This is a genomic window from Sphingomonas echinoides ATCC 14820 (assembly GCF_000241465.1).
In the GTDB taxonomy this organism is placed as follows: domain Bacteria; phylum Pseudomonadota; class Alphaproteobacteria; order Sphingomonadales; family Sphingomonadaceae; genus Sphingomonas; species Sphingomonas echinoides.
Window position 1 is genome coordinate 3,597,716 of the sequence record NZ_JH584235.1, and the last position, 7,328, is coordinate 3,605,043.

5 protein-coding genes are annotated in these 7,328 nt (G+C 62.5%); 2 read left to right on the forward strand and 3 right to left on the reverse strand.

What is annotated here, in order from left to right:
• Nucleotides 1-71: 71 nt before the first annotated feature.
• Nucleotides 72-1,304 carry a polyhydroxyalkanoate depolymerase gene (locus ON00_RS16665; protein WP_010407736.1) on the forward strand — a complete coding sequence of 411 codons (1,233 nt, stop codon included), beginning with the start codon at nucleotides 72-74 and terminating at the stop codon, nucleotides 1,302-1,304.
• Nucleotides 1,305-1,372: 68 nt separating this feature from the next.
• Here ON00_RS16665 and ON00_RS20290 read toward each other — a convergent pair whose 3' ends face one another.
• From ON00_RS20290 to ON00_RS16675, 3 genes are all read right to left on the reverse strand, one after another.
• Entirely contained in the window at nucleotides 1,373-2,236 is an 864-nt protein-coding gene (locus tag ON00_RS20290) for a DUF4238 domain-containing protein (RefSeq protein ID WP_083834133.1), read from the reverse strand.
• 178 nt (nucleotides 2,237-2,414) lie between these two features.
• Entirely contained in the window at nucleotides 2,415-3,593 is a 1,179-nt protein-coding gene (locus ON00_RS16670) for an acetyl-CoA C-acyltransferase (protein ID WP_010407737.1), read from the reverse strand.
• 127 nt (nucleotides 3,594-3,720) lie between these two features.
• Nucleotides 3,721-4,155, reverse strand: a complete 435-nt coding sequence (locus ON00_RS16675; protein WP_010407739.1) for a MaoC family dehydratase — start codon at nucleotides 4,153-4,155, stop codon at nucleotides 3,721-3,723.
• Nucleotides 4,156-4,277: 122 nt separating this feature from the next.
• On the opposite strand from ON00_RS16675, the gene putA reads away from it, so the two are divergent.
• The gene (gene putA / locus ON00_RS16680; RefSeq protein WP_010407741.1) at nucleotides 4,278-7,271 is read left to right on the forward strand and encodes a bifunctional proline dehydrogenase/L-glutamate gamma-semialdehyde dehydrogenase PutA; all 2,994 of its coding nucleotides are present in this window, start codon (nucleotides 4,278-4,280) and stop codon (nucleotides 7,269-7,271) included.
• The last annotated feature ends 57 nt before the right edge of the window (nucleotides 7,272-7,328 follow it).

Consider the following 7,328-nt stretch of genomic DNA (forward strand, 5'->3'; position numbering starts at 1 on the left):
AGGATTGCCGAATGCGGCGGTGCGGCATAAGTTTGATGCTATGATGAGATTTCGCTGCTAGAAAGTCCGGTATGTTGTACAACGCCTATGAGATGCAGAAATCGTTGCTGGCCGGTGCCAGCGCGATGGCCGACTTCAGCGCAGGGGTGCTGAGCAACCCGGCCAATCCCTTTTCCTATTTCGGCGGGGGGCAGATCCTCAGCTCCGCGCTGGAGGTGTTCGCGCACGCCGCCGCACCGCGCGGCAAGCCCGCCTTCGGGCTCGATTTCACCACGATCGACGGCAAGACGGTCGAGATCCACGAAGAGATCGTGCTGCGCAAAGCCTTTGGGCAATTGCTGCACTTCAAGCGCCAGGGCGTCGACGGCGGCCCCAAGCTGCTGATCGTCGCGCCGATGTCGGGCCATTACGCAACCCTGCTGCGCGGCACGGTGGAGCGGATGCTGCCGGTGGCGGACGTCTACATCACCGACTGGCGCGATGCGAAGCTGGTGCCGCTGTCCGACGGCAAGTTCGACCTCGACGATTATGTCGACTATCTGATCGAATTTCTGGAAACGATCGGCAGCAATGACGGGCAGGGCGGCACGCACATGCTGGCGGTGTGCCAGCCATCGGTGCCATGCTACGCCGCCGCCTGCGTGATGAGCGCCGACAACAACCCGGCGCGCCCCAAGACGCTGACGATGATGGGCGGCCCGATCGACACGCGCGAAGCGCCGACCGCGGTCAACACGCTGGCGACCGAGCGGCCGCATAGCTGGTTCAGCCAGAATGTGATCGCGACGATCCCCGGCACCTATCCGGGCGCGGGGCGCCGCGTTTATCCCGGTTTCCTGCAGCTCGCCGGCTTCATGTCGATGAACCTCGGCAACCACATGATGTCGCATTACGAGATGTTCAAACATCTGGTGCAGGGCGAGGATCTGGAAGCCGAGGCGACCAAGGATTTCTACGAGGAATATCGCTCGGTCTGCGACATGACCGCCGAATTCTACCTGCAGACGATCGACGTGGTGTTCCAGGATCATGCGCTGCCCAAGGGCACGATGACGCACCGCGGCCGCCTGGTCGACCCCGCCGCGATCACCGACATCGCGATCCTGGCGATCGAGGGCGAGCGAGACGATATTTCAGGCCTGGGCCAGACCAAGGCCGCGCTGAAGATTTCGACCAGCCTGAGCGAAGACAAAAAGCGCTATTACATGGCCGAGGGCGCCGGGCATTACGGCATCTTCAACGGCTCCAAATGGCGGACGAAGGTGGCCCCGGTGGTTGAGGAGTGGATGAAGACGCACGGGTGAGGGGGCTGAAAGTGCGATATGGGCTAGTATTGAGAGACTAGCCGCGTACGATGTGTCAACTTTCCAATCTACCGCGAAATCGGTGGTTTAGGGTCGCTGCCAAAACGGTTGCGAATAAAGCGGTCTTGCGACCGATCGCGCGCTCCGACGAAGTGTCTGGCACTTTCAACGATCCATCGATTCACATTCGTGACAAGTTCTGTCGGGCTTTGTTGGGAGATCACGTCGAGAGTTTTTGTTTTCCAAGCCATTACGAGTAGCCGTCTTGGTGATATTGGTAAGGCAAAATGCCCATTTTCGACTAATATTCCGTTTGTTCGGATTAGTGGGTCATCCGATATAAGAAATTCCGGAGTGTGATCTGGTGTGTCAATTAATCGCTTTGGAAGATTATTTAATACTTGTCCGACCTTTTCGCTCGTAAATAATCGTGGAAAAATATTTATAACTGAACTCTCTATATTTTTTGCATTTACACTTTCGATGAAGTCTTTGTAGGTTTTAGGGTCTTTGGACGATTTTATCGTATCATATATCCCTTCGATGCTATCGACAACTTTTTGCCACTCTCGCGCTCCGCTATTTTTCAGGGCTGCTAGCATCTCCGGGGATCGGTAAGTCATGCTGCGAACGAAAACACTTAGGATGGAATGCTCTTCCTCATCTAAATTGAGGGGTGGAGAGGCATTTAACTTTTCGAATACTAAGGCAGTATGATTATCTAAATGCTGTAAGAATTCTGTTTCAAACCACTGAGGGGATTTTGATTTTTCTGCTGGAGATTTGTAGAGATTTACCTCAAACCCCGTCTCGCTCGGAAACGATCGCCTAACGGTTATCTTGTTTGGGGTGGGGCGTGTATAGCGCTCTAGGCGCTGATCTTGTCCTGCCCAGCGCTTTAAATAGAATTGTGGAATGTAATGGTGACGAATAAATCACCTCAAAAGTGAGAGCTTAATATAATATGCACTGGTCACCAAGAGCCGCAATGTTCAAGGTAAACAATCCCAGCTAAACCCACTAGAAGAACGGTTGCTTATCCCTCAAGCAAAAAAAGCGGCGCCGGTTGCCCGACGCCGCCTCTCCTAACCCTACCTCAGCGCTGAGCGCTCACAGCACCTCGAACAACCCAGCCGCCCCCTGGCCGCCGCCGATGCACATCGTCACGACGACGTATTTCGCGCCGCGGCGCTTGCCTTCGATCAGCGCGTGGCCGGTCGCGCGGGCGCCGGTCATGCCATAGGGGTGGCCGATCGAGATCGCGCCGCCGCTGACGTTGAGCAGGTCGTTGGGGATGCCGAGCTGGTCGCGGCAATACAGCACCTGCACCGCAAACGCTTCGTTCAGCTCCCACAGGCCGATATCATCCATCTTCAGGTTGAAGCGTTCGAGCAGCTTGGGGATGGCGAAGACCGGGCCGATGCCCATTTCGTCGGGCTCGGTGCCCGCCACCGCCATGCCGACATAGCGGCCAAGCGGCTGCAGCCCGCGCTTCTCGGCGACCTTTTCCTCCATCAGTACCGAGGCGGAAGATCCGTCCGACAGCTGCGAGGCGTTGCCCGCCGTCACGTTCATGCCCGGGCCCATCACCGGCTGCAGCGCCTTCAGGCCCTCCAGCGTGGTCTCAGGGCGGTTGCCTTCGTCCTTGGTCAGCGTCACGTCCTTATAGGTGACCTCTTTGGTCTCCTTGTTGGTGATCGCCATATTGGCGGTGACCGGGATGATCTCGGCATCGTAATAGCCCGCGGCCTGCGCGGCGGCGGTGCGCTGCTGCGACTGGAGGGCGTATTCGTCGCACACGTCGCGGCTGATATTGTAGCGCTTGGCGACGGTCTCGGCGGTGCCGAGCATCGTCATATAGACATCCTTGTGCATCGCGATCAGCTCAGGATCGGCGGCGACGCGCATTTGCGGGGTCTGGACGAGGCTGATGCTCTCCACACCGCCGCCGACGGTGATGTCCATATTGTCGGTAATGATCTGCTTGGCGGCGGTGGCGATCGCCATCAGGCCGCTGGCGCACTGGCGATCGACCGACATGCCGGGGACGCTGACCGGCAGGCCCGCGCGCAGCAGCGCGTTGCGCGCGATGTTGCCGCCCTGATGGCCCTGCTGCAGCGCGCAGCCGAAGACGAGGTCATCGACCAGGCCGCCCTCGATCCCGGCGCGCTCGACCGCAGCGCGGATCGAATGTGCCGCGAGCGTGGGCGCGGGGGTGTTGTTGAAGGCACCGCGGTAAGCGCGGCCAATCGGGGTGCGGGCGGTGGAAACGATGACGGCGGAACGCATGGGGTTTCTTCCTTCTGCTTCTTCCTCCCCTCCCGCTTGCGGGAGGGGCTGGGGGAGGGCGTGGGGAGAGCGTCGGAATTGCCCTCCCCTAATCCCTCCCGCAGGCGGGAGGGGAAAATCGGTTACATCACACGAAAATCTGGCTGATCCATTCGGCGATCATCGCGGGCTTGTCCTCGCCTTCGATCTCGACCGTGAATTCGTTGGTCTGCTGCCACTGGCCGGGGCGCTTTTCGTCGAAGCTCAAGAGCTTGAAGCGGCCGCGCACGCGCTTGCCCGAGCGGACGGGCTGGAGGAAGCGGACCTTGTTGCCCCCGTAATTGACGCCCATCTTGACGCCTTCGATCTCGACGCCGTCGATGATCTTAGACGACAGCAGCGGCATCAGCGACAGCGTGAGGAAGCCGTGCGCGATGGTGCCGCCGAACGGCGTCATTGCCGCCATCTGTGGGTTGACGTGGATGAACTGGTGGTCGCCAGTCGCATCGGCGAACTTGTCGATCACTTCCTGGCTGACCTCGACCCAGTCGGACACCTGTTCGGTGCCGATCCGGCCTGCCATTTCCTGGACTGTAACGCTCGTCACGGCATTCCCCTGAAGCTGATTTCGTCGCATAGGCGCGGCCAAGCAAATGGCATCCGCAGTGCCTGCGCGCAAGCCTCACACCGACCGGAAACCGGAACATGACCTTTGACGTAGCGTCCACCGCCCGCAAATCCATGGGCACTTTGCACAGAGCGAGCGAACCCGATGTTCTAAAGCCGCTCCTGGACCGTGCCGCGCTCACCCCCGAGTCGCGCGAACGGGTGATGGGCCATGCTTTGGGGCTGCTCGCGGACCTGCGCGCGGCGCAGGGGAAGGGCTGGGTCAACCAGTTCCTGCAGGAATATCGGCTCAATTCGTCGGAGGGCGTCGCTTTGCTGTCGCTGGCCGAGGCGTTCCTGCGCGTGCCCGACCCCGAGACCGCCGATCTGCTGATCGCCGACAAGCTGGGCGATGCCGACTGGCGCGCGCACACCGGCAAATCCAACTCGACTTTGGTCAATTCGGCGACCTGGGGGCTGGTGGTTGGCCGCGCTTTGGTGGGGGAGGGGCAGGCGCAAAGTTCGCTGCGCCGCCTGATCGCCCGCGCAGGCGAGCCGTTCGTGCGCCAGGCGGTGGGCGCGGCGATGCGGATGATGGGCGAGATTTTCGTGATGGGCCGCACCATCGACGAAGCGATGAAGCGGATGAAGAAGCCCGAGCATAGGGGCTTTACCGCGAGCTTCGACATGCTGGGCGAGGCGGCGCGGACGCATGACGATGCACAGCGCTATTTCCGCGCTTATACCGATGCAGTGGATGCCGTCGGGCGCGATCCGGCGGCGGGGCATTCGATCTCGGTCAAGCTGTCGGCGCTGCACCCGCGCTATGAAGTGGCGCGCTGGGATGAATGCGTGCCCGCGCTGACGGAGATGCTCGAGGCGCTGGCCGTGCAGGCGGCGGGCAAGGGCATCGCGCTGACGGTCGATGCCGAGGAGAGCGAGCGGCTGGAAATGAGCCTCGACATTATCGGCACGGTCGCCGCGCTGCCGAGCCTGAAGGGCTGGGACGGTTTCGGCATGGCGGTGCAGGCTTATGGCAAGCGCGCGCGGCCGGTGGTGGCGTGGGCGGGCGCGCTCGACCGCATCATGAACGTGCGGCTGGTGAAGGGCGCTTATTGGGACAGCGAGATCAAGCGCGCGCAAGTCGAGGGGCTGTCCGATTATCCCTTGTTCACGCGCAAGGCGGCGACCGACGTGTCGTATCTGGCGGTGGCGCGGGACATGCTCGACGCGCCCAACATTCGCCCGGCCTTTGCCAGCCACAATGCGCTGACGGTGGCGACGATCATGGAATGGGCGGGCAATGCGCGCGACTTTGAGTTCCAGCGGCTGCACGGCATGGGCGACGGGCTGTATGAGCGGCTGGTGCGCGAGCATGGCTATCATTGCCGCGTTTATGCGCCGGTCGGCGGGCATCGCGATCTTCTGGCCTATCTGGTGCGGCGCTTGCTGGAGAATGGCGCGAATTCGTCGTTCGTGCATCAACTGGCGGATGAACGGCTGACCGAGGCGGAGATTCTGGCCGACCCGGTGGCGAAGATCGCGGCCGTCGGCGGTGCGCGGCACCCGAGCATTCCGTTGCCGGTCGACCTGTTCGGCGCGGAGCGCAGGAATTCCGCCGGGGTCGACCTCGCGGATCGTACGACCTTGGGCGAGACGGTGTCTTCTCTTCGTGGCTTTGTGTCTTTGTGCGAGCAAAAAGATGATCTCGCACAAAGCCACAAAGGCACGAAGGAAGAGGCGAAAAAGGCCGTTGGTGCTGCCGCCGCGGCCTTCCCCGCATGGGCGGGGCGGTCGATTGAGGATCGCTGCGCGATCGTGGAGCGGCTGGCCGATCTGTTGGAGGCGCATCGCGACGAATTGATGGCGATTTGCGTCTCGGAGGCGTTCAAAACGATCCCGGATGCGCTCGGAGAGGTGCGCGAGGCGGTCGATTTCTGTCGCTATTACGCGCGAGCCGCGCGCGATGGCCTGCAGCCGGTCGAACTCCCCGGACCAACGGGCGAGCGCAACGTGCTGCGCTATGCCGGGCGCGGGGTGTGGGCGACGATTGCGCCGTGGAACTTCCCGCTGGCGATTTTCCTCGGCCAGACCGTCGCCGCTTTGGTGACGGGCAATACCGTCGTCGCCAAGCCCGCGCCGCAGACGCCGCGCATCGCCGCACGCGCGGTGGCACTGGCGCATCAGGCGGGTGTGCCGAGCGATGCGCTGATCCTGCTGCCGGGCGGGCCCGAGGTGGGCGCGGCGCTGACCGCCGATCCGCGCATTGCGGGCGTCGCCTTTACCGGCTCCACCGCCACCGCGCGGAAAATCGCACGCTCGCTGCTGGAAGACGATACGCGCCCGATCGTCCCGCTGATCGCGGAGACCGGCGGGATCAACGCGATGATCGTCGATTCGACCGCTTTGCCCGAACAGGTCGTGGCGGACGTGGTCACCTCGGCCTTCCGCTCGGCCGGGCAGCGGTGCTCGGCGCTGCGGCTGTTGCTGCTGCAGGAGGAAATCGCCGAGACGACGATCGCAATGCTGAAGGGCGCGATGGACACGCTGCGCCTCGGCGATCCCGGCGATCCCGCGACCGATGTCGGCCCGGTGATCGACCAGGCGGCTTATGACAAACTCATGGCCTATCGCGCAAGGGCGACCGTGCTGAAGACGCTGGACGCGCCGGCCGAAGGGCTGTTCGTGCCGCCGACGCTGATCCGGCTGGCGCGGATCGAGGACCTCACCGCCGAATGGTTCGGACCGATCCTGCATGTCGTCACCTGGCCGTCGGGCAAGCTCGCCGAAACGATCCGTAGCGTGAATGCCAAGGGCTATGGCCTGACCATGGGGCTGCACAGCCGCATCGCGCGCGCCGCCGAGGAAACCGAAGCGCTGGCGGAGGTCGGTAATCTCTACGTCAACCGCTCGATGATCGGCGCGGTGGTCGGCTCGCAGCCGTTCGGCGGGGAAGGGCTGTCGGGCACGGGCCCCAAGGCCGGCGGCCCCAACTATCTCCACCGCTTCGTGGTCGAGCGCGCGGTGTCGGTCGACACGACCAGCGCAGGCGGCAATGCGACGCTGCTGAGCCTTGACGAGGGCGGGATTTAGACGCGCCGGAGATTGCTGGTGCCTCCCCTCCCTGGAAGGGAGGGGATTGAGGGGTGG